The organism is Pseudomonas marincola (genome assembly GCF_900116605.1).
Lineage (GTDB): Bacteria > Pseudomonadota > Gammaproteobacteria > Pseudomonadales > Pseudomonadaceae > Aquipseudomonas > Aquipseudomonas marincola.
Window position 1 is genome coordinate 127,687 of sequence record NZ_FPBC01000006.1, and the last position, 24,101, is coordinate 151,787.

The following is a 24,101-nucleotide window of genomic DNA, read 5'->3' on the forward strand; positions in this document are numbered from 1 at the left end:
AACGTGCGCCCTGCCCTCTTCTGGAAAACTAGATGCTGACCTGGCTACAACGTGACTCATTAAGTTTTCCACCGCTTAACAAAGCCCTGCGTGAACCCGACGGCCTGCTGGCCGCCGGCGGCGACCTGAGCCCCGAACGCCTGATTGCTGCGTATCGACACGGCTGCTTTCCCTGGTATCAGGATGGCCAGCCTCTGTTGTGGTGGTCACCTGATCCGCGCATGGTACTAATCCCCGAAGAACTGCATGTTTCGCGCAGCCTGGCCAAGGTTATTCGCCAGGGCGTGTATCGCGTTACTTTTGATCAGGACTTCGCCAGCGTCATCCACGCTTGCTCGCAACCGCGCGCCTATGCCGATGGCACGTGGATCACCGACGCCATGCAACAGGCTTATATCGAACTGCATCGGCGCGGCTACGCCCACAGCGTTGAGGTTTGGCGTGACGATGAACTGGTTGGCGGTTTATATGGTCTGGCAATGGGCCAGCTGTTTTTTGGCGAGTCGATGTTCAGCCGCGCCGACAACGCCTCCAAAGTAGGTTTCGTGACGCTGGTGCAACACCTTCAGCGCTGGGGTTTCGTCATGATTGACTGTCAGATGCACACGCAACATTTGCAGAGCCTTGGCGCCCGCCCGATCAGCCGTGAACAATTTTCGCGTACGCTGCATACTCATCTTGAGCAGGCTGCAAACGCTCACTGGTCCGCCTAGTCGACTCGTTCAGCCTGACATACACTTGTTACCAAGGCTTAACCCGAGACACCGCCATGACCGAGCTGGCCAGATTGAAGTTTTACGCCACTCAGCCTCACGCCTGCAGTTACCTGCCAGATGAGCAGGCGACCACATTGTTCCTCGACCCGAGCCAGCCAATGGACGTCGAGGTGTACGCAGAGCTTTCTGAGTTGGGCTTTCGCCGCAGCGGCGATCACCTGTATCGCCCGCACTGCCAAAATTGTGTGGCGTGCGTTCCGGCGCGTATTCCTGCTGAAACCTTTACGCCCAATCGCCAGCAACGCAAGATCCTCAAGCGCAACGAAGACATCGTGGTCACACCCGCGCGGCCGGTTTTCAACGAGGAGTACTACGCGCTGTACAGCCGCTATATCGAACAGCGTCACGCCGATGGCGATATGTACCCGCCGAGTCACGACCAATTTTCGACTTTTCTGGTGCGCTCACTTTCCTTCTCGCGCTTTTACGAATTCCGGAAAGACGGCCGTCTGGTGGCGATTGCCGTGACCGATGTGCTGCCAAACGGGCTCTCAGCGGTTTACACGTTTTACGACCCAAGCGAGGAACGCCGCAGCCTTGGGCGCTTTGCGATCCTGTGGCAGATCAATCAGACTCAGCAGTTAGGGCTGCATGCGCTGTACCTGGGTTATTGGATCAAGAACTGCAAAAAAATGAATTACAAGACTCAATACCGGCCCATTGAGCTGTTTATTAATCAACGCTGGATCACTCTTAACTGAGGAGACTGGCGAATCTGCCTATTTTCGGGCACAATGCACGCCGCTTTTGCCTGGAGCCAGTCGCACCGGGCCATTCATTGGATACCGAGGGCTTTACTGCATGTCGAAAGAAGACAGCTTCGAAATGGAAGGCACTGTCGTCGACACCCTGCCCAACACCATGTTTCGTGTGGAGTTGGAAAATGGGCACGTCGTAACCGCGCACATCTCCGGAAAGATGCGCAAGAACTACATCCGCATTCTTACTGGCGATAAAGTACGCGTTGAACTAACGCCTTATGACTTGAGCAAAGGCCGCATTACATACCGCGCGCGCTAAGCCAGTCACCAGTAAAAACGCCCGGCTTGCCGGGCGTTTTTGTGTGCGTGAGGAAAAATAAACGGGCAGCCAATGGCCGCCATGACGGTTTACCCTTTGGGTTAACCATCCTCCGTTTCGTATAACCGCCGCTCACATGCCGATTGCATACCGATTACATGCCGATTGCTTGCCGATTGCATTCGGAGGATGGATAGCCGAGCCTCCCTCGGCAATCCGTCATGGACGCGCCAGCGTCCGCACTTGATCCCCGCCCGCGCCTCGACACACAATTTCGATCAAAGCCGGGCAGCCAATGGCTACCATGACGGTTTACCCTTCGGGTTAACCATCCTCCGTTTTCGTATAACCGCCGATCGCATGCGATTGCATGCCGATTACATTCGGAGGATGGATAGCCGAGCCTCTCTCGGCAATCCGTCATGGACGTGCCAACGTCCACATTTGATCCCGACCCACGCCCCGACACACAATTTCGATCAAATCAGGCAGCCGGCGGCCGCCATGACGGTTTACCCTGCGGGTTAACCATCCTCCGTTTTCGTATGACGTCCGATCGCATTGGGCGCCTGCAAATCGTACTCACGATTTTCTTGGCGCAATAAAAAACGCCCACTGCATGCAACGGGCGTTAGATTCAAACCAACGGCAAGCCTGTAACCGGCGCCCAACATCGGGCGCCGGTTGCACAACCTGATTATCAGGCCATTTCGGCTGCGGTTTCGAACTCGAAGGTCAGTTCGCCATCGACCAGATCGACATGCACCACGCCGCCATGCTCGGACAGCTCGCCAAACAGAATTTCTTCTGCCAGCGGACGCTTGATCTTGTCCTGGATCAAGCGTGCCATCGGCCGGGCGCCCATCGTCACGTCATAGCCCTTCTCCGCCAGCCAGCCACGCGCCGCATCCGAAACATCGAGCTGTACGCGCTTGTCCTCAAGTTGAGCCTGCAGCTCGGTAAGGAACTTGTCGATGATGCTCTTGATGACTTCAGTGCTGAGGCGGCCAAACTGGATTATGGTATCCAGACGGTTACGGAACTCCGGCGTGAAGCTCTTCTTGATGACTTCCATGGCATCGGTCGAGTGATCCTGATGGGTAAAACCAATCGATGCCCGCGCTGCTGTTTCCGCGCCGGCATTGGTGGTCATGATCAGGATGACATTGCGGAAATCCGCCTTGCGACCGTTGTTGTCGGTGAGCGTGCCGTGGTCCATCACCTGCAACAGCAGGTTGAAGACTTCCGGGTGGGCCTTTTCGATCTCATCAAGCAGCAACACGCAGTGCGGCGTCTTGGTGATGGCTTCGGTGAGCAGTCCGCCCTGATCGAAACCCACATAGCCAGGCGGCGCACCAATCAGCCGTGAAACCGTATGGCGCTCCATGTATTCCGACATATCGAAGCGAATCAGCTCGACACCCAGCGACTTCGACAACTGCCGCGCCGCCTCGGTCTTGCCGACACCTGTTGGCCCGGCAAACAGGAACGAGCCCACTGGTTTGTCCGGCGCCTTGAGGCCTGCACGTGACAGCTTGATCGCGGTAGACAGCGATTCAATGGCTGCATCCTGACCAAATACGGTCAGCTTGAGGTCGCGCTCAAGGTTGCGCAGAAGCTCTTTGTCGGAGCTGCTGACATGCTTAGGCGGAATACGCGCAATTTTCGCAACGATATCTTCAACCTGCGCCACGTCGATGCGCTTGACGCGTTTGTCGACGGGTTGCAGACGCTGGAAGGCGCCCGCCTCGTCAATCACGTCGATGGCTTTGTCAGGCATGTGACGGTCGTTGATATAACGCGCTGCAAGCTCAGCCGCTGCGCGCAACGCCTCATCGCTGTACTCGATACTGTGATGCTGCTCAAAACGCCCCTTGAGGCCTCTGAGAATGCTGATGGTGTCTTCAACCGAGGGCTCGACAACATCGACCTTCTGGAAGCGACGGGCAAGCGCCCTGTCCTTCTCGAAGATGCCGCGAAACTCCTGGAAGGTGGTTGAGCCAATGCAGCGTATCTCGCCAGACGAAAGCATCGGCTTGAGCAGGTTGGACGCATCCATCACCCCGCCCGACGCGGCTCCGGCACCAATGATGGTGTGGATTTCGTCGATAAACAGGATCGCATGCGGGCGCTTGCGCAACTCGTTGAGCAAGGCCTTCAGACGCTTCTCGAAGTCGCCACGGTATTTGGTGCCCGCCAGTAACGCGCCCAGATCCAGCGAGTAGACCACGCTGTCTGCGAGCAAGTCCGGCACCATGCCGTCGACAATACGCTTAGCCAGGCCTTCCGCGATTGCTGTCTTACCCACTCCAGCTTCACCAACCAGCAGCGGATTGTTTTTGCGCCGGCGCGCCAGAATCTGCGCGACACGCTCGACTTCGGACTCGCGACCGACCAGCGGATCAATCCGACCCTGACGCGCCGCCTCGTTGAGGTTGCTGGCGTAGGAGTCGAGCGGATTACCCGACATAGGCGAATCGCCTGCGTCTTCGTCCTGCATCTCCTGTTCGCTTTCGCTGTGCTCGCCATGGCCCGGCACCTTGGAGATGCCATGGGCGATGAAGTTGACCACATCGATGCGGGCAACGCTCTGCTGCTTGAGCAGGAACACAGCCTGGCTCTCCTGCTCGCTGAAAATGGCGACCAGCACATTGGCGCCCGTGACTTCGCGCTTGCCAGAGCTTTGTACGTGGAATACCGCGCGCTGCAAGACTCGCTGAAACCCGAGTGTAGGCTGGGTTTCGCGTTCTTCATCATGGGCCGGAATAAGCGGAGTCGTGGAGTCGATAAACTCCAGCAGATCGTGACGCAGCTTGTCCAGGCTGGCACCACAGGCGCGCAGCACGCTGGCCGCCGCCTCGTTATCTAACAGGGCTAATAATAGATGCTCAACCGTCATGAATTCATGACGCTTGTTGCGGGCCTCTTTAAAGGCCAGGTTGAGGGTTACTTCGAGCTCTCGATTTAACATAGCTGCACCTCGTGCCCAAGTGGTCGGCTTTAGCCGTCCTTCTCGATCTCACAGAGTAGTGGGTGTTGGCTTTCGCGCGCATATTGGTTGACCTGCATCGCCTTGGTTTCAGCGATGTCGCGGGTATAAACCCCGCAAACTGCTCGTCCCTCTGTATGGACGGTCAGCATTATCTTGGTCGCCACCTCCCGATTCAGATTGAAGAAAACCTCGAGTATCTCAACCACAAAGTCCATCGGTGTGTAATCGTCATTAAACAAAATCACCTTATACATTGGGGGCGCCTGCAACGCGGGCTTGGCTTCCTGCAATGCCACACCAGAGGAGTCGTCCTCATGCGTTGCGGGTCGATCCTGATTGAATGTTAGTCGAATCTGGCTACTTGCATGCATGTTGAAAATTGAACTCATGGCTATTTGTATCTGGATGCGGGTTTCATCTTGATCGAAGTCACAGCCAATAACGCTGGCGCCTTGACTATCGGCAAAACGGTGTTACAAACAATGAATACCCGGTTTGGGTAATAAGAGGTTCCGTGTTCTCGCCTTCCAGCTTGATGAATTCGCGGAGTCAAAGTGGATGATACTCCAGAGGTGGAGTCCTTTGCAGAGGGATATCAGCATGCTAAGCGGTAAGGTCAAGTGGTTCAACAACGCTAAAGGTTACGGCTTTATTGTGGCTGATGGTGGCGATGAGGACCTGTTCGCCCACTTCTCGGCGATCCAGATGGAAGGCTACAAAACCCTGAAGGCTGGTCAGCCGGTAAGCTTCGATATTATTCAAGGTCCCAAAGGCCTCCACGCCGTTAACATCAACTCAATCACGGCCAGCGTCGATACCGCCGCTGCCACTGTGCAAACCCCGAGTGTTACGGTCGAAGCCTGACTCACGCGTGAACCCATAAAAAAGCCGGTCGCGAGACCGGCTTTGTTTTGCACGGAATTCTCGCCTATCCAGAAGACAGGCGAGAGGCCCGAAAGTTACATATGCGCGATCATTTGATCGCCAAACTCAGAGCACGACATCAATTTTGCACCGTCCATCAGGCGCTCGAAGTCGTACGTTACGGTCTTCGCATCAATGGCGCCTTCCGTGCCCTTGATCAGCAAGTCCGCCGCTTCCAGCCAGCCCATGTGGCGCAGCATCATCTCGGCCGAGAGAATCAGCGAGCCCGGGTTGACCTTGTCCTGCCCTGCGTACTTCGGCGCAGTGCCGTGGGTCGCTTCGAACATGGCAATGGTGTCGGACAGGTTGGCGCCTGGCGCGATACCAATACCGCCGACTTCCGCCGCCAGTGCGTCAGACAGGTAGTCACCATTGAGATTGAGGGTGGCAATCACGTCATATTCAGCCGGGCGCAGCAGAATCTGCTGGAGCATGGCATCGGCGATTGCATCCTTGACCACAATATTCTTGCCGGATTTCGGGTTCTTGAACTGCATCCACGGGCCGCCATCGAGCAGTTCGGCGCCGAACTCGTCACGCGCCACCTCGTAGCCCCACTCTTTGAAGGCACCTTCGGTGAACTTCATGATGTTGCCCTTGTGCACGATAGTCACCGAGCTGCGGTCGTTGTCGACTGCGTACTGCAATGCCTTGCGTACCAGGCGCTTGGTGCCTTCTTGTGAAACCGGCTTGACGCCAATGCCGCAGTTTTCGGTGAAGCGGATCTTCTTCACGCCCATTTCTTCGGTCAAGAACTTGATGACCTTGATGGCTTCTGGCGAGCCGGCCTTCCACTCGACGCCGGCATAAATGTCTTCAGAGTTCTCGCGGAAGATCACCATGTCGACATCACCCGGTTTCTTCACCGGGCTTGGCACACCAGTGAACCAGCGTACCGGGCGCTGGCACACGTAAAGGTCCAGCTCTTGGCGCAGGGCCACGTTGAGCGAGCGGATGCCGCCGCCAACCGGCGTGGTCAGCGGGCCTTTGATCGATACAACGTAGTCGCGAACGGCTTCGAGGGTTTCTTTTGGCAGCCAGGTGTCCTGATCGTAAACCTGAGTGGCTTTTTCACCCGCATACACTTCCATCCAGGAAATCTTGCGCTTGCCGCCATAGGCTTTCTCTACAGCTGCATCGACAACCTTGATCATCACCGGGCTGATATCGACGCCGATACCATCCCCTTCGATGTAAGGAATGATCGGGTTATCCGGAACATTGAGCGACATGTCGGCATTCACGGTGATTTTGTCACCGGTTGCTGGCACCTGGATCTTTTGGTATCCCATGCTGAACTCCTGTTTTTGAATGAACCGTGTTATTGCATTCAGCGTAGCGCAATCAATCGGGCAGGCACTACGCTGCAAATGATTACGAGGCCAACCATACAGGTTTTAAACCCTCGTTATGAACGGTAATACATGCAGAGCAAAATAATGGCTGGTCGCCTATCGCCCACCTTCTAGACATTGGTCTACAGCTTGAAGTTCTTAGTTTGCTATCGACAGTGTTATAATCGTGCGCCGTGACCTTGCAGTCATAGAGAGAGCCCCTGTCCGTTACAGGACGTCCGCCTCTCGGATGCGCCGGTGTTAGCACCCTAACCCGGCGAATAACACTCTACTGGTACAACCAACCTTGCGTGGTAAACGCTCGAATTCCGACTCAAGCCCAAGCATTGAGTGGACGCATCTACACGGTGCACCTCGAGACCCTGTCCGCGCCTAGAAAAGAAGAGAGTTTCCTTGATGTCTAACCGCTCGAAGATCATCTACACCTTCACTGACGAAGCGCCCGCCCTAGCGACCTACTCGCTTCTCCCCATCGTAAAAGCCTTCGCTGCATCAGCAGACATTGACGTCGAAACCCGAGACATCTCTCTTGCCGGCCGTATCCTTGCAGGCTTCGCTGACCAACTCGGCGCAGACCAGCAGATCGAAGACGACCTTGCCAAGCTCGCCGTACTGGCGACTTCCCCTGAAGCCAACATCATCAAGCTGCCGAACATCAGTGCTTCGGTTCCTCAGCTGCGCGGCGCAATCGCCGAGCTGCAGGCTCAGGGCTTCAACATCCCAGATTTCCCGGAAGACCCACAGACCGAACAGGAAAAAGAAGCTCGCGCCCGTTACAACAAGGTACTGGGCAGCGCGGTAAACCCTGTTCTGCGTGAGGGTAACTCCGACCGCCGCGCCCCGGCTGCTGTTAAAGCCTACGCGCGCAAGCACCCGCACTCGATGGGCAAGTGGAGCATGGCTTCGCAGTCGCACGCCGACTACATGCGTGACGGCGACTTCTTCTCCAGCGAGCAGTCCTTCACCATGGACCAGGCTGGCGACGTGCGCATCGAGTTCGTCGGTCAAGACGGCAAGGTCGAGCTGAAGAAAGTGGTTTCGCTGCAAGCAGGCGAAGTGTTCGACGGCATGCGCATGAGCTGCCAGAAGCTGCGCGATTTCTTCGAGCAGACCCTGCAAGACTGTAAAGAAACCGGCGTTATGTGGTCCCTGCACGTCAAGGCGACCATGATGAAGATCTCGCACCCGATCGTTTTCGGTCACGCGGTTAGCGTGTACTACAAGAAAGCCTTCGAGAAGCACGCAAAATTGTTCGACGAGCTGGGCGTTAACCCGAACAACGGCCTGAACAGCGTTTACGAGAAAATCAAGGTTCTGCCAGCTTCGCTGCAGGAAGAAATTCTCCACGACCTGCACGAGTGCTACAGCGATCGCCCGGAAATGGCGATGGTTGACTCGGTTAAAGGCATTACCAACCTGCACATCCCGAGCGACGTTATCGTTGACGCCTCGATGCCTGCAATGATCCGCAGCTCCGGTCAGATGTGGGGCAAGGACGGCAAGCTCAAAGACACCAAGGCGGTCATGCCTGAAAGCACCTATGCGCGCATTTATCAGGAAATGATCAACTTCTGCAAAACCAACGGCGCATTCGACCCGACCACCATGGGCTCGGTACCGAACGTAGGCCTGATGGCGCAGAAAGCTGAAGAATACGGCTCGCACGACAAGACTTTCGAACTCGAAACAGACGGCACCATGCGTGTGGTTCTGGCCGACGGCACCGTCAAGATCGAGCACGCTGTTGAAGCGGGCGACATCTGGCGCGCCTGCCAGACCAAAGATGCGCCGATCCGCGACTGGGTCAAGCTGGCCGTTACCCGCGCTCGCGCATCCAACACCCCGGCTGTGTTCTGGCTCGACCCAGAGCGCGCTCACGACCGGCAGTTGATGCTGAAAGTCGAAACCTACCTGAAAGACCACGATACCGACGGCCTTGAGCTGCACATCATGGACTACAACCAGGCCATCCGTTTCAGCATGGAGCGCATGATCCGCGGTCTGGATACCATCTCGGTAACCGGTAACGTACTGCGCGACTACCTGACTGACCTGTTCCCGATCATGGAGCTCGGCACGTCGGCGAAAATGCTTTCCATCGTTCCGCTGATGGCGGGCGGCGGCATGTACGAAACTGGCGCGGGCGGCTCGGCTCCGAAGCACGTACAGCAGCTGGTTGAAGAGAACCACCTGCGCTGGGATTCGCTGGGCGAATTCCTGGCTCTGGCCGTGTCGCTGGAAGAAACTGGCATTAAAACCCAGAACGACAAAGCCAAGATTCTTGGCACCACGCTGGATATCGCCACCGGCAAACTGCTGGATAACGGCAAGTCGCCTTCGCGCCGCACTGGCGAGCTGGACAACCGTGGCAGCCACTTCTATCTCGCCATGTACTGGGCACAAGCTCTGGCAGCGCAGACTGAAAACGCTGAACTGGCCGCGCATTTCGCACCACTGGCCAAGGCCCTCACCGAGCAGGAAGCAACCATCGTTGCCGAACTCAACGAGGTTCAGGGCAAGCCGGTCGACATCGCCGGTTACTACCGCTCCAACAAGGAGCTGACCAGCCAGGTCATGCGCCCGAGCGCCACACTGAACGCGGCGATCGATCCTCTGATCGGCTAATCACCGCTGTAACGTGTACCCGCAATATCACAACCCCCGGCCCCGCGCCGGGGGTTGTGTTTCAGGGCCAGCAACCTCTTCCAATCATTCGCAATCTGGGAATTAATCATGTCCTGGCAACCTCATATCACTGTCGCCACCGTTGTCGAAAACCAAGGCCGCTTTCTGCTGGTCGAGGAACACGCCGAAGGCCGGCAGGTATTCAATCAGCCGGCCGGCCATCTTGAAGCCAATGAAACACTGGCTCAGGCGGCCTTGCGTGAAACCCTCGAAGAAACCGGCTGGGATGTCGAGCTGACTGCGGTCATCGGCATTTACCTGTACACCGCGCCGAGCAACGGCGTGACCTATCAGCGCATCTGCTTTGCCGCCAAACCGTTGGCCCAGCGCCCGAACCATCCGCTGGATGACGGCATCATCGGCCCGCAGTGGCTGACCCGCGACGAGCTGGCCGCCCAGCCTGAGCGCTGGCGCAGCGAGTTGGTACTGCGTTGTATCGACGATTACATCAGCGGTGAACGTTTTGCCCTGAGCCTGTTGCGCGACTGATACTGCCCGTCGCCGACAACTCGTCATCCTGCTAGAATCGACTCCTTTTAGCGTCAGTGCTCCGCTCCCATGTCAGATACTTCCATGCAAACGACTCATCAGTACGACCCAGCCTCCACGCGCGTTATTGTCGGCATGTCCGGCGGCGTAGACTCGTCGGTCTCGGCCCTGCTCCTGCTCGAACAGGGCTATCAGGTCGAAGGTCTGTTCATGAAGAACTGGGACGAAGACGACGGCACCGAATACTGCACCGCCATGGATGATCTGGCGGATGCGCAAGCCGTTTGCGACAAGATTGGCATCAAGCTGAACACCGCCAACTTTGCTGCCGAGTATTGGGACAATGTGTTCGAGCACTTCCTTGCCGAGTACAAGGCTGGCCGCACGCCGAACCCCGACATCCTCTGCAACCGGGAAATCAAGTTCAAGGCGTTCCTCGATTACGCTCTGATGCTGGGCGCAGACCTGATTGCGACCGGCCATTACGTGCGCCGTCGCGACATTGATGGCCGCACCGAGCTGCTCAAGGGACTGGACCCGAACAAGGACCAAAGCTACTTCCTGCATGCCGTTGGCGGCGAACAGATTGCCAAAACCCTGTTCCCGGTTGGCGAGCTAGAGAAGCCACAGGTGCGCGAGATCGCCGAGAAGTACCAGCTGGCGACAGCCAAGAAGAAAGACTCGACCGGAATTTGCTTCATTGGCGAGCGCCGTTTCAGTGACTTCCTCAAGCAATACCTGCCGGCTCAGCCGGGCGATATTGAAACCACCGAGGGTGAGGTCATTGGCCGTCACCACGGCCTGATGTATCACACCATGGGTCAGCGCCAGGGCTTGGGCATTGGCGGCCTGAAAGACGCCAGTGATGAGCCGTGGTACGTGCTGCAGAAAGACCTCGAGCGCAACGTGCTGGTTGTCGGACAGGGCAATGATCATCCATGGCTGTTCTCCAGCGCATTGCTGGCCTCGGACATCTACTGGGTTAATCCAATCGACTTGTCCTCCCCGCGTCAGCTCAGCGCCAAAGTGCGTTACCGCCAGGGCGATCAGCAGTGCACGCTGGAAAAAACCGCAGACGGTTATCGGGCGTCGTTCGCCATGCCGCAACGCGCAGTCACGCCGGGCCAGTCCGTGGTGTTTTACGACGGCGAAATCTGCCTGGGCGGCGGCGTAATTGAGCACGCTAAACCGTGGAGCAGCAAGGATAAGCGCCCATGAATCAGACTCAGGAGCAACTGGTCGCACTCGGTGCGGTTTTCGAAGCCACGACTCAGGTCGACCGAATTGCCCGCACTGGCCAGTCCAGCGAACCGGTGCTGGAATGCCTGCTCGGCAGCCTCTTGGTGCGCGATCCGGAAAACACCCTCGCCGTTTATGGTGGCGACGATCTCAACCTGCGCGACGGCTACAAGGCCTTGATCAGCTCGCTTGAACGCGACCCGACCAGCTTGCAGCGTGAACCGCTGCGCTATGCGTTGGCCCTGCTCAACCTTGAGCGCCAATTCGCCAAGCGTGACGACCTGATGCAGATCATGGGCAGCCGGCTGGATCAGATCCAGGCACAGGTCGAGCACTTCGGACCGACTCACGAGAACGTGGTTTCCAGCTGCGGCAGCCTCTATCAAGACACCATCAGCACCTTCCGCCAGCGTATTCAGGTGCAGGGCGACATGCGCCACCTGCAGCAGCCGAGCAACGCCTCGAAGATTCGTGCATTGCTGCTCACCGGCATTCGCTCGGCGCGGCTCTGGCGTCAGCTTGGCGGTCACCGCTGGCAGCTGGTTATCAGCCGCAAGAAGCTGCTCAATGAGCTGTACCCCATGCTTCGCGGCTAACAACTGCGGCGCGCAACAAACCACTCAACAGATCCGAAAAGCGCTTTTACGTCAGGTGAATTGCGCTTTTCGTGTTGTTTTGCCTTGTGTTCGCGCAACGCGCTGAGTTTTCAATAACACCCAAATGCGCATTCTGAAGGCCGTCCCGAGCCGTTACCGCTGAACGGCGGTGACTTAAGCAAGGCTTAGCCGCGAATTTCATGTATGATATGCGCCCTTTTCAATGCCCGACTGTCCGAGAACGCCTCCTATGCAGCTTTCTTCGCTCACCGCGGTTTCACCCGTTGATGGCCGTTACGCCGGCAAAACTAGCGCTTTGCGCCCAATTTTCAGCGAATACGGTCTTATCCGTTTTCGCGTCATGGTCGAGGTTCGCTGGCTCCAGCGCCTGGCCGCTCATGCAGGCGTGCCTGAAGTGCCGCCGTTTTCCGATGATGCGCAAGCCATTCTGAACGAACTGGCGAATAACTTCGATGTGGCTCATGCCGAGCGCGTCAAGGAAATCGAGCGCACCACCAATCACGACGTGAAAGCCGTCGAGTACCTGCTCAAGGAACAGGCTGCGAAGCTGCCTGAACTTGAAAAAGTGAATGAATTCATCCACTTCGCTTGTACTTCTGAAGACATCAATAACCTTTCGCATGCGCTGATGCTGCGTGAAGGTCGCGACACCGTGCTGCTGCCACTGATGCGCCAGATCGCCGGTTCTATTCGCGAACTGGCGGTGCGTTTCGCCGATGTGCCAATGCTCTCGCGAACTCACGGCCAACCTGCTTCACCGACCACGCTGGGTAAAGAACTGGCGAACGTGGTTTATCGCCTTGAGCGCCAAATCACCCAGATCGCCGCCGTGCCGCTGCTGGGCAAGATCAATGGCGCCGTGGGCAACTACAACGCCCACCTGTCGGCCTATGCCGACATCGACTGGGAAGCGAACGCCCGCGAATTCATCGAAGGCGACCTCGGCCTGCAATGGAACCCTTACACCACACAGATCGAGCCGCACGATTACATCGCAGAGCTGTTCGACGCCGTGGCCCGCTTCAACACCATCCTGATCGACTTCGATCGCGATATCTGGGGCTACATCTCGCTGGGTTACTTCAAGCAGAAGACCATTGCCGGCGAAATCGGCTCTTCGACCATGCCGCACAAGGTCAACCCGATCGACTTCGAAAACTCCGAAGGCAACCTCGGTATCGCCAACGCCCTGCTGCAGCACCTGGCCAGCAAGTTGCCAGTTTCGCGCTGGCAGCGTGACCTGACCGACTCCACCGTACTGCGTAACCTCGGTGTTGGTTTTGCTCACAGCGTTATCGCATACGAAGCAAGCCTAAAGGGAATCAGTAAGTTGGAGCTGAATGCTCAACGTATTGCTGAAGATTTGGACGCTTGCTGGGAAGTCCTCGCTGAGCCGATCCAAACCGTTATGCGCCGTTATGCCATTGAAAACCCGTACGAGAAGCTCAAGGAGCTGACGCGCGGCAAGGGCATCACCCCGCAAGCCTTGCTCGACTTTATCGACGGCCTGGACATGCCAGCCGAAGCCAAAGCCGAACTGAAACTGCTGACCCCTGCCTCGTACATCGGCAACGCGGTCGCACAGGCCAAGCGTATCTAAGCACCAACGGCCCGCCCGACGCCCGGCTGAGCCGGGCGTTTTTATTTTAGGGCGTCATTAAATTTCAAGGGCTTACAGATGAATCCTGATACTCCTCTGCAACTGCTGGGCGGCCTGACTGCGCGCGAATTCATGCGCGATTACTGGCAAAAGAAACCGCTGCTGATCCGTCAGGCGCTGCCCGGTTTTGAAACGCCAATTTCACCTGACGAGCTCGCAGGCCTGGCACTTGAGGAAGAAGTTGAATCTCGCCTGGTCATTGAACATGGCGTAACGCCATGGGAGCTGCGCCGCGGGCCATTTGAAGAAGACGCCTTCAGCACGTTGCCTGAACGCGACTGGACCCTGCTGGTTCAGGCGGTCGACCAGTTCGTGCCGGAAGTCGCCGAGCTGATGGAGAACTTCAAGTTCCTGCCCAAGTGGCGCATTGACGATGTCATGGTCAGCTTTGCAACCGCTGGCGGCGGGGTTGGCCCGCACTTCGACAACTACGACGTATTTTTACTGCAGGGTTACGGCAAGCGCCGCTGGCAAGTCGGCCAGATGTGCAACTCCGAAAGCGCCCTGCTGGACCACGCGGATCTGAAGATCCTTGCTGAATTTGCACCAACTGAAGAATGGGTTCTGGAGCCAGGCGACATGCTGTATCTGCCGCCACTCCTGGCCCACTGTGGCACCGCTGAGGATGATTGTATGACGTATTCCGTAGGCTTCCGCGCGCCGAGCGCCGCCGAAGTTCTCACCCATTTCACTGACTTCCTGAGCCAGTTCCTGCCTGATGAAGAGCGTTACAGTGATGCCGGCGCTCAGCCGAGCAGCGACCCGACACAGATCCAGCGCGACTCACTGGACCGTCTCAAAGCGCTGCTTAACGAGCACATGAGTGATGAGCGCCTGCTGATGACTTGGTTCGGCCAGTTCATGACCGAGCCGCGTTACCCAGAGCGCATCGGCAGCCTCGAGATCAGTGAAGAAGAATTCCTCGACACCATCGAGCAAGGCGCCGTACTGGTACGCAACCCGAGTGCCCGCATGGCCTGGTCCGAAGTAGGCGAAGACCTGGTGCTGTTTGCCAGCGGCCAGAGCCGCCTGCTGCCTGCCAATCTGCGTGAACTGCTGAAGCTGGTTTGCTCGGCTGATGCCCTGCACATCGACAATCTTGGCGCCTGGCTGGCCGATGATGACGGTCGCTGCCTGGTCTTGGAATTGCTCAAACAAGGCAGCCTGGAGTTTGCAGATGAATGAGATAACCATTCGCCCTGCAGACTGGAGCAAGGACAACAGTGAAATTCGCCGCATCCGCGAGAGCGTATTCATCGCCGAGCAGTCCGTGCCGCCCGAGCTGGAATGGGACGCGGAAGATGCAGTAGCCGATCACTTTCTGGCTTATGAAGGCGACTACCCGATTGGCACCGCCCGCCTGCTGCCAGACGGCCACATTGGCCGCGTATCGGTGCTCAAGGACTGGCGCGGCCTGAAGGTCGGCGACCAGCTGATTCGCACTGTTATCGAAACAGCGGAAAAACGCGGGCTGCGTCAGCAAATGCTCAGCGCCCAGGTGCACGCGACTTCGTTCTATGAAAAGCTAGGCTTTACTGTAGTTAGCGGCGAGTTTCTCGACGCCGGCATCCCCCACGTGGACATGGTGCGCGTCAGCGAGTAACACCTGTCCAGCCACTGTCCAGCCCCTTGGCAGCGACAGTGGCACAGGTTATTCGAGGCCCGCATGAACGATAAAGACGCCCCACAAGACGACACTCAGCAATCGCCCCCGGCCCTTGCGGATATCGAGTTCGAGTCTTTGGGGCGTTTTCCCGTGCTCAACCCGCAAAATGCGGAACCCACCTTGCAGCAGCCCGAACCTGCGCCCTTCAAGCTGGGTGAAGATGCCCCGCTGCAGCGCTTTAACCATCCGGACCAAGCGCGCGCCCACACCCTGGCAATGCTTCAGCAAGCCCGCCACAGCGTCAACCTGTACAGCCCTGATTTTGAGCCGTGGCTTTACAACCACAGCGCCATCGAACAAGCCCTGCGGGCATTTTTGCTGGGCAATCCGCGCAACCGCCTGCGCATCCTGCTCAGGGACTCAAGCCGCGCCATCAAGGAAGGTCATCGCCTGATCGCGCTGGCCCGTCGCCTGCCGAGCAATTGCCAGATTCGCAAGCTTAATCCGCATTACCCAATCGATGACCACTGCGCATTGCTTATCGACGAATGCGGCGTGTTGTTGCGCACCGGCGCTGACCCATACAACGGCTACGCCCTGTATAACGAACCAGCCAGGCTGCGACAGCGCCTGGAACTGTTCACTCAATCCTGGGAAAGCAGTATCAGCGACCCTGATTTACGGAGTTTTTTGCTGTGAAAGTACCTGCCATGTTGTTTGCCGCATTGCTGACTACAAGCGCTGTATGCAATGCCGATACTGAAGTACTGACACTCAACTACCGCACCGCTGACGATGTGATCCAAGTGGTGCAGTCGGTGCTTGGCAATCAGGGTAAAGTCAGCCCTTACGGCAATCAGCTGATCATCAACGCCTCGCCGGACAAGATTGATGAAGTGCGCAACATGCTCGCGCAAATCGACACCCAGCCACGGCGCCTGCTCATAAGCGTAGCCAGCAGCGATTCGAGCTATCAGAGCCAAAACGGTTATCAGGCCAATGGCACCATCAGCGGCAATGGCGTTGAGGCGCAGATCGGCCGCGGCGAGGTCAATGGCCGCGATCAGGTGCGCATTATCAATCGCAGCACCCAGAGTCGCGGCGGCGGCACCCAGCAGGTGCAAGCCACCGAAGGCTACCCGGCGCTGATTCAGGTCGGCCAGAGCGTACCGCTCACCACCTACGGACGCGACCAATACGGCAATCCCTACAACAATACCCAGTACCGTGATGTCACTCAGGGCTTCTATGTCACCGCGACGCTGGTGGGCGATCGGGTCAATCTCGCCATCAGCAGTAATCAGGACCGCGTAAACAGTAATGACCGTCGCGTTATCGACGTGCAATCCACCAGCACGCGGCTCAGTGGCCGGGTTGGCGAATGGATTCAGCTGGGCGGGACTAATCAGCAGAACATGGCCAACCAGCAGGGCTACGCCCAGCGTTACAGCACGCAAGGGCGGGATGACGCGAGCCTGCAGGTTAAAGTCGATGTGCTCGATTAAGGCGTGAGCAAAGATGACTTATCAGTCGCCTAAAAAATTATGTAGTAGTTTAAAAAAAGCACTACAAAACGTTTGACGAAGCATTTTAGTAGAGGCATTATGGCCTCGCTCCCGCTAATTAGGGGCTCTGGAAAGAGCCTCCGGGTCGCTTAGCGCCTACCGCGTTAACGGCCTGTGTTGTAAAAGCCCACAAGGCAGATCAACGAGATTGCGACTGGAACGAAGTTGTCCTGAGGGACGGGGAAGCGTTTTACGCACTAACCAGCAAGCTGCACCTAGAAACTGCATTGCCCAAGACATCCACGAGTCAGACGGCAACCAAAGAACAGGCTTACCGGCCAGCTCGAAGCAGCGACTTGAAGTAGCAACACTGGCAGCCTCTCCCCCCTCCTGCGCGCCTTCGTAGCAAGTCTCTTTCTCTTTATCTGTTGTGAGCCCCCGCAACCAACGCCTGAATTGTTTCAGCTGTTGAGTGGGAAAGCCGGTGCTCAACCAAACACATACTTTGAAGGATTGACCATGTCAGCTTATCAAAACGACATCAAAGCCGTCGCGGCACTTAAAGAAGCCGCCGGTAGCAGCTGGAGCGCAATTGACCCGGAGTCCGTGGCCCGTATGCGCGCCCAGAACCGTTTCAAGACCGGTCTGGAAATCGCTCAGTACACCGCTGACATCATGCGCAAAGACATGGCTGAGTATGATGCTGATAGCTCTGTCTACACCCAGTCGCTGGGCTGCTGGCATGGTTTCATCGGTCAGCAGAAGCTGATTTCGATCAAGAAGCACCTGAAAACCACTAACAAGCGCTACCTCTACCTGTCGGGTTGGATGGTTGCTGCTCTGCGTTCCGACTTCGGCCCACTGCCTGACCAGTCGATGCACGAGAAAACTTCGGTCTCCGGCCTGATCGAAGAGCTGTACACCTTCCTGCGCCAGGCTGATGCCCGCGAACTGGACCTGCTGTTCACCGCGCTGGACACCGCCCGCAATGCTGGCGACAAGGCCAAGGCTGCTGAAATCCAGAACCAGATCGACAACTACGAAACTCACGTAGTGCCAATCATCGCCGACATCGACGCTGGTTTCGGTAACCCGGAAGCCACTTACCTGCTGGCCAAGCGCATGATCGAAGCAGGCGCTTGCTGCATCCAGATCGAAAACCAGGTATCTGACGAGAAGCAGTGCGGTCACCAGGACGGTAAAGTAACCGTTCCTCACGCCGACTTTATCGCCAAGATCAACGCTGTTCGTTACGCGTTCCTCGAGCTGGGCATCGACAACGGTGTGATCGTTGCACGTACCGACTCGCTGGGTGCTGGCCTGACCAAGCAAATCGCAGTTACCAAAGAGCCGGGCGACCTGGGCGACCAGTACAACTCGTTCCTGGATTGCGAAGAAGTTGCAGCCTCAGACTTGGGCAACGGCGACGTAGTGATCAACCGTGGCGGCAAGCTGTTGCGTCCTAAGCGTCTCGCCAGCAACCTGTTCCAGTTCCGCTCTGGCACCGGTGAAGCGCGTTGCGTACTGGACAGCATCACGTCCCTGCAGAACGGCGCTGACATGCTCTGGATCGAAACCGAGAAGCCACACGTTGGCCAGATCGCAGGCATGGTTAACGAAATCCGTAAAACCATCCCGAACGCCAAGCTGGTTTATAACAACAGCCCGTCGTTCAACTGGACCCTGAACTTCCGTCAGCAAGTGTTCGATGCATTCGCTGCTGAGGGCAAGGACGTTTCTGCCTACGACCGCACCAAGCTGATGAGTGTCGACTACGACAACACCGAGCTGGCTCAGGTTGCAGACGAGAAGATCCGTACCTTCCAGCGCGACGCTTCGGCTCAGGCTGGTATCTTCCACCACCTGATCACCCTGCCGACTTACCACACTGCTGCGCTGTCGACCGACAACCTGGCAAAAGGTTACTTCGCAGAGCAAGGCATGCTGGCTTACGTCAAAGGCGTTCAGCGTGAAGAGATCCGTCAGGGCATCGCTTGTGTTAAGCACCAGAACATGTCGGGTTCCGACATCGGTGACGCACACAAAGAGTACTTCGCTGGCGAAGCAGCTCTGAAAGCAGGCGGTAAAGACAACACCATGAACCAGTTCAGCTAAGAACTGACTCTGGTCGCCCTCACCGGCGACCAGCGTGGTGAGCACAAAGCCCAGCATCGCTGGGCTTTGTCATATTCAGGTTTTCAATACCAAAGTCTTGGCACTCATTGCCTACCACCAATGGCCAATCAAATCAGTACGTTCTACCCTGATCTGATGAACAGAATTGCGCCATTTTTGAATACAATTCTGCGATTTGCGCTAACCTGCCTAGTATTGAACCGGCCGATGTGACAACATTCGCAACCAATAATTATGTAACCAAAAAAATCCAAACGAGGTTCGAGCGGCATGTCCGATCCAGTACTCAGCGTCTCCCACAACTGGGCTTTCGCAGTATTCATCCTCGGTGTTTTTGGCCTTATTGCATTTATGTTGGGCCTTTCCAGCCTGCTCGGCAGCCGAGCCTGGGGGCGCAGCAAAAACGAACCCTTCGAATCCGGCATGCTCCCCACGGGCAGCGCCCGCCTGCGCCTCTCGGCAAAATTCTATCTGGTCGCGATGCTCTTCGTGATCTTCGACGTTGAAGCCCTCTTTCTCTTTGCTTGGTCAGTCTCGGTGCGCGAAAGCGGCTGGGCCGGGCTAATCGAAGCTACAGTCTTTATAGCAATTCTGTTGGCAGGTCTTGTCTACCTATGGCGTATCGGTGCGCTGGATTGGGCACCGGAAGGTCGTCGTACTCGGCAAGCGAAGCTAAAACAATGAGGCTTTGGCGATGCAATATAAACTTACGCGGATCGATCCGGATGCTCCGAATGAGCAGTACCCGATCGGTGAACGGGAGACCGTAACCGATCCACTGCTAGAAGATCAGGTCCACAAGAACGTCTACATGGGCAAGCTCGAAGACGTGCTCAGTGGCGCAGTCAACTGGGGGCGCAAGAACTCCCTCTGGCCATATAACTTTGGCCTGTCCTGCTGCTATGTAGAAATGACCACCGCGTTCACTGCTCCGCACGACGTAGCCCGCTTTGGTGCGGAAGTTATTCGTGCGTCTCCTCGCCAGGCCGACTTCATGGTCGTTGCCGGCACCTGCTTTATCAAGATGGCACCCGTCATCCAGCGTCTCTATGAGCAGATGCTCGAACCCAAGTGGGTTATTTCCATGGGTTCATGCGCCAACTCCGGCGGCATGTACGACATTTATTCAGTGGTCCAGGGGGTCGACAAGTTCCTCCCTGTGGACGTTTACATCCCGGGATGCCCACCTCGCCCCGAAGCATTTCTGCAAGGCTTGATGCTACTGCAGGAATCCATCGGCAAAGAGCGCAGGCCATTGTCCTGGGTCGTGGGTGAGCAAGGTGTTTACCGCGCAGAAATGCCGGTACAGAAGGAACAGCGTCGCGCCGAGCGCATCGCGGTTACCAACCTGCGCAGCCCAGACGAAGTGTAAGCACGGCTAGTTTCTAGCCTGCCAACTGATGCCGTACACCCATAGCGACCGAGATCATGACTGCAGACAGCATTCTGTCCATTGCGCCTTACCAGCCAGATGTACAACCGGTAATAGGCGAGCTTAACCAGCGCTTCGGCGCTGACGTATTTACCGTACAAACAACGCGTACCGGCATGCCCGTTTTGTGGGTGGCCCGCGAGCAATTGGTTAATGTTCTGACCTTCCTGCGCAATCTGCCGCGCCCTTACGTCATGCTGTATGACTTGCACGGCGTCGATGAGCGCCTGCGCACCCAGCGACGCGGCTTGCCGGATGCTGACTTCACCGTGTTCTACCACCTGATGTCGATTGAGCGTAACAGCGACATCATGATCAAGGTGGCGCTGCGTGAAGGCGACCTTAACGTGCCGAGCATTATCAGTATCTGGCCCAACGCCAACTGGTATGAGCGCGAAGTCTGGGACCTTTACGGCATCACCTTCACCGGCCACCCGCACCTCACACGCATCATGATGCCGCCCACCTGGGAAGGCCATCCGCTGCGCAAGGACTATCCGGCGCGCGCGACTGAGTTCGATCCGTTCAGCCTCAATCGTGCCAAGCAGGAACTCGAAGAAGAAGCCGCGCGCTTCCGTCCCGAGGACTGGGGCATGAAACGTGGCGGCGAACACGAGGACTACATGTTCCTCAACCTCGGCCCCAACCACCCGTCTGCGCACGGTGCGTTCCGCATTATTCTGCAACTCGATGGTGAAGAGATCGTCGACTGCGTACCGGATATCGGTTATCACCACCGTGGCGCCGAGAAGATGGCCGAGCGCCAGAGCTGGCACAGCTTCATTCCGTACACCGACCGTATCGACTACCTCGGCGGCGTGATGAACAATCTGCCGTACGTGCTCTCGGTCGAGAAACTGGCCGGGATCAAAGTACCGGATCGCGTCGACTTCATTCGCGTGATGATGGCCGAGTTTTTCCGGATAAACAGCCACCTGCTGTTCCTCGGTACTTATATTCAAGACGTTGGCGCCATGACGCCGGTGTTCTTCACCTTTACCGACCGCCAGCGCGCCTACAAGGTGATCGAAGCCATCACCGGATTCCGCATGCATCCGGCGTGGTATCGCATCGGCGGCGTCGCGCACGACCTGCCGCGTGGGTGGGACAAGCTGGTCAAGGAGTTCGTCGAATGGCTGCCCAAGCGCCTCGATGAATACGAGAAAGCCGCCCTGCAAAACAGCATCCTGCGTGGCCGCACCATTGGCGTCGCCCAGTACAACACCAAAGAGGCGCTGGAATGGGGCGTTACCGGTTCCGGCCTGCGCTCAACCGGCCTCGACTTCGACCTGCGCAAGGCGCGCCCATACTCGGGCTACGAGAATTTCGAGTTTGAAGTCCCGCTGGCGCATAACGGCGACGCCTATGACCGCTGCATGGTGCGTGTAGAAGAGATGCGCCAGAGCGTGCGCATTATTGAGCAGTGCCTGCGCAACATGCCGGAAGGCCCGTATAAAGCGGACCACCCGCTGACCACGCCGCCACCGAAAGAACGCACCCTGCGCGACATCGAAACCCTGATCACCCACTTCCTGCAGGTTTCATGGGGCCCGGTAATGCCGGCCAATGAAGCCTTCCAGATGATCGAGGCGACCAAGGGCATCAATAGTTATTACCTGACCAGCGACGGTAGCACCATGAGCTACCGCACGCGGATTCGCACGCCGAGCTTCGCGCATCTGCAGCAAATCCCGTCGGTGATCAACGGCAGCATGGTGGCTGACCTGATCGCCTATCTGGGCAGTATTGACTTCGTTATGGCCGATGTGGACCGCTGATCATGAGTACATTAATTCAGACAGACCGTTTCACCCTGAGTGAAACCGAGCGCTCGGCCATTGAGCACGAGATGCATCACTATGAAGATCCGCGCGCCGCGTCGATCGAAGCCCTGAAGATCGTCCAGCAGCAACGTGGTTGGGTGCCGGACGGCGCCAGCGAAGCGATTGGCGAGGTGCTGGGCATTTCGGCTGCCGATGTTGAAGGCGTTGCAACCTTCTATAGTCAGATTTTCCGCCAACCCGTTGGCCGTCACATTATTCGCGTATGCGACAGCATGACCTGCTTTATCGGCGGCCATGAGAACGTGCTGGAGCGGATCAAGGATCAGCTCGGCATTGTGCCGGGGCAAACCACCGCCGATGGCCGCTTTACCCTGTTGCCTGTGTGCTGCCTGGGCAATTGCGACAAGGCGCCGGCGATGATGGTTGATGATGACACCTTCGGTAATGTCGATCCCACCACTGTCGAGCAACTGTTGGAGGCCTACTCATGAGCAAATTACTCGCCTCATTCGGCCCCGCCAACAGCATCGCCCGCAGCGAAGAAACCCATCCGCTGACGTGGCGCCTGCGTGACGACGGCCAACCGGTCTGGCTTGAGGAATATCAAGCCAAGAACGGTTACAGCGCTGCACGCAAAGCACTTAACGACATGGCCCAGGCCGACATTGTCCAGACCGTCAAAAACGCCGGCCTCAAGGGCCGTGGCGGTGCGGGCTTCCCGACCGGGGTTAAGTGGGGCCTGATGCCAGCGGACGAATCGCTGAACATCCGCTACCTGCTGTGCAACGCCGACGAGATGGAGCCCAACACCTGGAAAGACCGGATGTTGATGGAGCAACTGCCGCACTTGCTGGTTGAAGGCATGCTCATCAGCGCCCGTGCGCTGAAGGCGTATCGCGGCTATATATTTCTGCGCGGCGAATACGTGGATGCGGCCATCAACTTGCGCCGCGCCATCGAAGAAGCCAAGGCAGCCGGCCTGCTCGGCAAGAATATTTTCGGCAGCGGCTTTGATTTCGAACTTATCGTGCACACCGGCGCCGGCCGTTATATCTGCGGCGAAGAAACCGCATTGATCAACTCGCTCGAAGGCCGTCGCGCCAATCCCCGTGCCAAGCCGCCCTTCCCGGCTGCAGTCGGCGTGTGGGGCAAGCCGACGTGCGTCAACAACGTCGAAACCCTGTGCAACGTGCCGTCGATCATCGGCCAGGGTGTTGACTGGTACAAATCACTGGCCCGCCCCGGCTCGGAAGACATGGGCACCAAGCTCATGGGTTTCTCGGGCAAGGTGAAAAACCCGGGTATCTGGGAACTGCCATTCGGCGTGCCGGCGCGTGAGCTGTTTGAAGATTACGCCGGCGGTATGCGCGACGGTTACACCCTCAAAGCCTGGCAGCCAGGTGGCGCAGGCACTGGCTTCTTGTTGCCAGAACACCTCGACGCACCGATGTTCGCCGCCGGCATTGCCAAGGTCGGTACGCGCATGGGCACCGGCCTGGCGCTGGCCATTGATGAGTCGGTGAACATGGTTTCGCTGCTGCGCAACATGGAAGAGTTTTTTGCCCGCGAGTCTTGCGGCTGGTGTACGCCGTGCCGCGATGGTCTGCCCTGGAGCGTAAAAATTCTTCGCGCCCTCGAGCGCGGTCAAGGCAGCGCACAAGACATCGAAACCCTGCTCGGGCTGGTCAATCATCTGGGGCCAGGCAAAACCTTCTGTGCACACGCGCCAGGTGCGGTTGAGCCGCTGGGTAGCGCGATCAAGTATTTCCGCCCTGAATTCGAAGCCGGTGTAGACACGCGGCAGTTAGGTGCAATGACGGGGCAATTCGCTCCCGCATAAAAATTAAATCTGGCGGCCACTTATCTGGCCCCGGAAAACCG

The 24,101-nt window shown here is 57.3% G+C and carries 22 protein-coding genes; 19 read left to right on the forward strand and 3 right to left on the reverse strand.

Annotated features, from left to right (window positions below):
- Positions 1–32 precede the first annotated feature (32 nt).
- From aat to infA, 3 genes are all read left to right on the forward strand, one after another.
- Positions 33–713 (forward strand): leucyl/phenylalanyl-tRNA--protein transferase, encoded by a 681-nt coding sequence (gene aat, locus BM395_RS11595; protein ID WP_090512001.1) that lies wholly within the window; start codon positions 33–35, stop codon positions 711–713.
- A gap of 56 nt (positions 714–769) precedes the next feature.
- Positions 770–1,477 carry an arginyltransferase gene (locus BM395_RS11600; protein WP_090512003.1) on the forward strand — a complete coding sequence of 236 codons (708 nt, stop codon included), beginning with the start codon at positions 770–772 and terminating at the stop codon, positions 1,475–1,477.
- A gap of 100 nt (positions 1,478–1,577) precedes the next feature.
- On the forward strand, positions 1,578–1,796 hold the full coding sequence (infA, locus tag BM395_RS11605) for a translation initiation factor IF-1 (RefSeq protein WP_002553999.1): 219 nt from the start codon (positions 1,578–1,580) through the stop codon (positions 1,794–1,796).
- 700 nt (positions 1,797–2,496) lie between these two features.
- On the opposite strand, the gene clpA is transcribed toward infA, so the two are convergent.
- Both clpA and clpS read right to left on the reverse strand, forming a co-directional pair.
- Entirely contained in the window at positions 2,497–4,767 is a 2,271-nt protein-coding gene (gene clpA / locus BM395_RS11610) for an ATP-dependent Clp protease ATP-binding subunit ClpA (protein ID WP_069900274.1), read from the reverse strand.
- Between the two features lie 29 nt (positions 4,768–4,796).
- On the reverse strand, positions 4,797–5,159 hold the full coding sequence (gene clpS, locus BM395_RS11615) for an ATP-dependent Clp protease adapter ClpS (protein ID WP_069900273.1): 363 nt from the start codon (positions 5,157–5,159) through the stop codon (positions 4,797–4,799).
- A gap of 229 nt (positions 5,160–5,388) precedes the next feature.
- Between clpS and cspD the strand changes: the two genes are divergently transcribed.
- Entirely contained in the window at positions 5,389–5,652 is a 264-nt protein-coding gene (gene cspD / locus BM395_RS11620; protein WP_069900272.1) for a cold shock domain-containing protein CspD, read from the forward strand.
- Between the two features lie 95 nt (positions 5,653–5,747).
- Here the strand turns inward: cspD and icd are convergent, their stop codons facing one another.
- The gene (gene icd / locus BM395_RS11625; RefSeq protein WP_090512005.1) at positions 5,748–7,004 is read right to left on the reverse strand and encodes an NADP-dependent isocitrate dehydrogenase; all 1,257 of its coding nucleotides are present in this window, start codon (positions 7,002–7,004) and stop codon (positions 5,748–5,750) included.
- Positions 7,005–7,463: 459 nt separating this feature from the next.
- On the opposite strand from icd, the gene BM395_RS11630 reads away from it, so the two are divergent.
- From BM395_RS11630 to nuoF, 15 genes are all read left to right on the forward strand, one after another.
- The gene (locus BM395_RS11630) at positions 7,464–9,692 is read left to right on the forward strand and encodes an NADP-dependent isocitrate dehydrogenase (RefSeq protein WP_069900270.1); all 2,229 of its coding nucleotides are present in this window, start codon (positions 7,464–7,466) and stop codon (positions 9,690–9,692) included.
- A 108-nt stretch (positions 9,693–9,800) separates the two neighbouring features.
- Positions 9,801–10,241, forward strand: a complete 441-nt coding sequence (locus BM395_RS11635) for an NUDIX hydrolase (RefSeq protein ID WP_090512007.1) — start codon at positions 9,801–9,803, stop codon at positions 10,239–10,241.
- A gap of 84 nt (positions 10,242–10,325) precedes the next feature.
- Entirely contained in the window at positions 10,326–11,459 is a 1,134-nt protein-coding gene (gene mnmA / locus BM395_RS11640; protein WP_090512010.1) for a tRNA 2-thiouridine(34) synthase MnmA, read from the forward strand.
- Entirely contained in the window at positions 11,456–12,076 is a 621-nt protein-coding gene (hflD, locus tag BM395_RS11645) for a high frequency lysogenization protein HflD (RefSeq protein ID WP_069900267.1), read from the forward strand. The genes mnmA and hflD overlap by 4 nt, the downstream gene beginning before the upstream one ends.
- A 250-nt stretch (positions 12,077–12,326) precedes the next feature.
- Entirely contained in the window at positions 12,327–13,697 is a 1,371-nt protein-coding gene (purB, locus tag BM395_RS11650) for an adenylosuccinate lyase (protein WP_090512012.1), read from the forward strand.
- Positions 13,698–13,775: 78 nt separating this feature from the next.
- Positions 13,776–14,942, forward strand: a complete 1,167-nt coding sequence (locus BM395_RS11655; protein ID WP_069900265.1) for a ribosomal protein uL16 3-hydroxylase — start codon at positions 13,776–13,778, stop codon at positions 14,940–14,942.
- Complete coding sequence (locus tag BM395_RS11660; RefSeq protein WP_069900264.1) at positions 14,935–15,360, forward strand: GNAT family N-acetyltransferase; 426 nt, start codon at positions 14,935–14,937, stop codon at positions 15,358–15,360. Before BM395_RS11655 ends, BM395_RS11660 begins: the two co-directional genes overlap by 8 nt.
- Before the next feature lie 63 nt (positions 15,361–15,423).
- On the forward strand, positions 15,424–16,062 hold the full coding sequence (locus BM395_RS11665) for a DUF7931 domain-containing protein (RefSeq protein ID WP_090512015.1): 639 nt from the start codon (positions 15,424–15,426) through the stop codon (positions 16,060–16,062).
- 11 nt (positions 16,063–16,073) lie between these two features.
- Positions 16,074–16,868 (forward strand): secretin N-terminal domain-containing protein, encoded by a 795-nt coding sequence (locus BM395_RS11670; protein ID WP_090512267.1) that lies wholly within the window; start codon positions 16,074–16,076, stop codon positions 16,866–16,868.
- A gap of 519 nt (positions 16,869–17,387) precedes the next feature.
- The gene (locus tag BM395_RS11675; protein WP_069900262.1) at positions 17,388–18,983 is read left to right on the forward strand and encodes an isocitrate lyase; all 1,596 of its coding nucleotides are present in this window, start codon (positions 17,388–17,390) and stop codon (positions 18,981–18,983) included.
- A 291-nt stretch (positions 18,984–19,274) separates the two neighbouring features.
- Positions 19,275–19,688 carry an NADH-quinone oxidoreductase subunit A gene (locus BM395_RS11680; protein WP_069900261.1) on the forward strand — a complete coding sequence of 138 codons (414 nt, stop codon included), beginning with the start codon at positions 19,275–19,277 and terminating at the stop codon, positions 19,686–19,688.
- Between the two features lie 10 nt (positions 19,689–19,698).
- A complete protein-coding gene (locus BM395_RS11685; RefSeq protein ID WP_069900260.1) occupies positions 19,699–20,376 on the forward strand; it encodes a NuoB/complex I 20 kDa subunit family protein in 678 nt (225 codons plus the stop codon).
- A 56-nt stretch (positions 20,377–20,432) separates the two neighbouring features.
- Positions 20,433–22,214, forward strand: coding sequence for an NADH-quinone oxidoreductase subunit C/D (nuoC, locus tag BM395_RS11690; RefSeq protein WP_090512018.1), 1,782 nt, complete (start codon positions 20,433–20,435; stop codon positions 22,212–22,214).
- The gene (nuoE, locus tag BM395_RS11695) at positions 22,211–22,711 is read left to right on the forward strand and encodes an NADH-quinone oxidoreductase subunit NuoE (protein ID WP_170827757.1); all 501 of its coding nucleotides are present in this window, start codon (positions 22,211–22,213) and stop codon (positions 22,709–22,711) included. The genes nuoC and nuoE overlap by 4 nt, the downstream gene beginning before the upstream one ends.
- On the forward strand, positions 22,708–24,060 hold the full coding sequence (gene nuoF, locus BM395_RS11700; RefSeq protein WP_069900257.1) for an NADH-quinone oxidoreductase subunit NuoF: 1,353 nt from the start codon (positions 22,708–22,710) through the stop codon (positions 24,058–24,060). Before nuoE ends, nuoF begins: the two co-directional genes overlap by 4 nt.
- Positions 24,061–24,101 lie beyond the last annotated feature (41 nt).

Excerpts from the sequence above, each read along its gene's own strand:
- aat (WP_090512001.1), top strand. The coding sequence starts at position 33 with ATGCTGACCTGGCTACAACGTGACTCATTAAGTTTTCCACCGCTTAAC.
- nuoC (WP_090512018.1), top strand. The coding sequence starts at position 20,433 with ATGACTGCAGACAGCATTCTGTCCATTGCGCCTTACCAGCCAGATGTA.
- BM395_RS11675 (WP_069900262.1), top strand. The coding sequence starts at position 17,388 with ATGTCAGCTTATCAAAACGACATCAAAGCCGTCGCGGCACTTAAAGAA.
- BM395_RS11660 (WP_069900264.1), top strand. The coding sequence starts at position 14,935 with ATGAATGAGATAACCATTCGCCCTGCAGACTGGAGCAAGGACAACAGT.
- BM395_RS11670 (WP_090512267.1), top strand. The coding sequence starts at position 16,074 with ATGTTGTTTGCCGCATTGCTGACTACAAGCGCTGTATGCAATGCCGAT.
- clpA (WP_069900274.1), bottom strand. The coding sequence starts at position 4,767 with ATGTTAAATCGAGAGCTCGAAGTAACCCTCAACCTGGCCTTTAAAGAG.
- BM395_RS11680 (WP_069900261.1), top strand. The coding sequence starts at position 19,275 with ATGTCCGATCCAGTACTCAGCGTCTCCCACAACTGGGCTTTCGCAGTA.
- nuoF (WP_069900257.1), top strand. The coding sequence starts at position 22,708 with ATGAGCAAATTACTCGCCTCATTCGGCCCCGCCAACAGCATCGCCCGC.
- BM395_RS11655 (WP_069900265.1), top strand. The coding sequence starts at position 13,776 with ATGAATCCTGATACTCCTCTGCAACTGCTGGGCGGCCTGACTGCGCGC.
- icd (WP_090512005.1), bottom strand. The coding sequence starts at position 7,004 with ATGGGATACCAAAAGATCCAGGTGCCAGCAACCGGTGACAAAATCACC.
- BM395_RS11630 (WP_069900270.1), top strand. The coding sequence starts at position 7,464 with ATGTCTAACCGCTCGAAGATCATCTACACCTTCACTGACGAAGCGCCC.
- purB (WP_090512012.1), top strand. The coding sequence starts at position 12,327 with ATGCAGCTTTCTTCGCTCACCGCGGTTTCACCCGTTGATGGCCGTTAC.
- clpS (WP_069900273.1), bottom strand. The coding sequence starts at position 5,159 with ATGCATGCAAGTAGCCAGATTCGACTAACATTCAATCAGGATCGACCC.
- infA (WP_002553999.1), top strand. The coding sequence starts at position 1,578 with ATGTCGAAAGAAGACAGCTTCGAAATGGAAGGCACTGTCGTCGACACC.
- hflD (WP_069900267.1), top strand. The coding sequence starts at position 11,456 with ATGAATCAGACTCAGGAGCAACTGGTCGCACTCGGTGCGGTTTTCGAA.
- BM395_RS11635 (WP_090512007.1), top strand. The coding sequence starts at position 9,801 with ATGTCCTGGCAACCTCATATCACTGTCGCCACCGTTGTCGAAAACCAA.
- BM395_RS11685 (WP_069900260.1), top strand. The coding sequence starts at position 19,699 with ATGCAATATAAACTTACGCGGATCGATCCGGATGCTCCGAATGAGCAG.
- cspD (WP_069900272.1), top strand. The coding sequence starts at position 5,389 with ATGCTAAGCGGTAAGGTCAAGTGGTTCAACAACGCTAAAGGTTACGGC.
- mnmA (WP_090512010.1), top strand. The coding sequence starts at position 10,326 with ATGCAAACGACTCATCAGTACGACCCAGCCTCCACGCGCGTTATTGTC.
- BM395_RS11665 (WP_090512015.1), top strand. The coding sequence starts at position 15,424 with ATGAACGATAAAGACGCCCCACAAGACGACACTCAGCAATCGCCCCCG.
- BM395_RS11600 (WP_090512003.1), top strand. The coding sequence starts at position 770 with ATGACCGAGCTGGCCAGATTGAAGTTTTACGCCACTCAGCCTCACGCC.